Source organism: Caulobacter sp. P1_B12_2 (assembly GCF_056406675.1).
The window spans coordinates 1-1,267 of sequence record NZ_JBFTZS010000734.1; the positions used below are offsets into that span (position 1 = coordinate 1).

General features: G+C 71.0%; 2 protein-coding genes. One reads left to right on the top strand and one right to left on the bottom strand.

Features of this window, described 5'->3' with window-relative positions:
* Positions 1-77: 77 nt before the first annotated feature.
* Positions 78-494, bottom strand: coding sequence for a hypothetical protein (locus AC1DZ6_RS25330; protein WP_477099844.1), 417 nt, complete (start codon positions 492-494; stop codon positions 78-80).
* A gap of 157 nt (positions 495-651) precedes the next feature.
* Here AC1DZ6_RS25330 and AC1DZ6_RS25335 point away from each other — a divergent pair.
* A partial coding sequence (locus AC1DZ6_RS25335) for a hypothetical protein (RefSeq protein ID WP_477099845.1) occupies positions 652-1,267 on the top strand: 616 nt, incomplete at its 3' end.

The window sequence follows — 1,267 nt, forward strand, 5'->3', positions numbered from 1 at the left end:
CCCTTGCGGCGTGTCCCCCCTGGCCGGCGCGGTGCTTGAAGAGAGGGACACGCCGCGAGGGCATGTCCCCGGCTAGCCTATCGCGCGACGGCGTTGCCGCCTTCGGTGACCATCGGGTTGCTGTAGGTCAGGTAGCCGCGCTCGACCATGCGACGCATGGCTTCGTAGACCTCGGCCAGTTCCTCGTAGGCGGCGCGCAGGGTCGCCAGTCGCGCCGTCTGCTCGGCCGTGATCGCCGCCCCGCTCTCGGTCATGGTCACGGCCTCGGCCACCCAGCGGGCCCGGGCCATGGCGGCGGCCACGGCCAGGCGCTGGAACTTGCCGGAGTCGCTCTTGCCGACCACCTGGGCGATCACGGCGGTGTTGGAGGCGAACGCGGTGTAGTCGATCTGCTCCAGTTGGCCGCGCAGGCGGCGCTGGGTCTGCGGATCGGTGTCCTGCGGCTCGAAATGATCGTGCGAGCGGCGGAAACTGGATGTCACGGACGAGGACATGACGGTCTTCCCTGGGCTCCGCCCTGCTGGCGGGTTGTGGGAAACTCTGCGCCCGCCGCCTTAACGGCCGATTGAGAAGCGTCAGCGCGCGGTCGCCCCTTGCCGCCACTCGACTTGAGGTTAAGCTCCGCGGGATCGCGACACCCACGGAGTCCGCATGACCGTCCGCAGCACGATCCTGGCCGCCCTGCTCGTCACGGCCGGCTTGCTGGCCCCGGTCGCGAGCCAGGCTCGGACGCAGGCCCCGGCGCAAGCCCAGGCCCCGTCCCTGTTCTCGGACGAGGAGCGAGCGGACGCCAAGGTCGTCAGCGCCATCCTGGTCTCGCTGCCCCGCACCCCGGAACAGCTCGAGGCGCTGCGCAAGGTCCTCGACCGCGCCCCGGCCAGCTATCCGATGGTCGAACCCCGGGACGGCCACATCATCGTTCGCGGCGTCACGCCCGAGCAGATCGCCGCGCTGTCGCTGGTGGCCGGCCTGCAGGCCGCCGGGACCGGGACGGAAAAGAAGACCGTCTACATCGACGCCGCCTTCAACACCTATCCCACGGCCGCCCTGATGCTGGGATCCTACGCCGTCGAACGCCGCCAGCCGGTCGAGGCCATCGCCTGGCTGGACAGGGGCTTGGCCCTGCAGCCCGAGAACCTCTACCTCGTCACCGAGAAGGGCGCGGCCCTGGCCTTGCTGGCCCGGCCCGCCGAAGCCCTGACGCTCTACGACGCCACCCTGGCGCTGGGCGACCGCACCGCCGACGCCAAGTCGCAGGCCCGCCTGC

What these genes read in the sequence shown, in the direction of transcription:
- AC1DZ6_RS25330 (WP_477099844.1), bottom strand. Translation starts at nt 494, where the DNA reads ATGTCCTCGTCCGTGACATCCAGTTTCCGCCGCTCGCACGATCATTTC.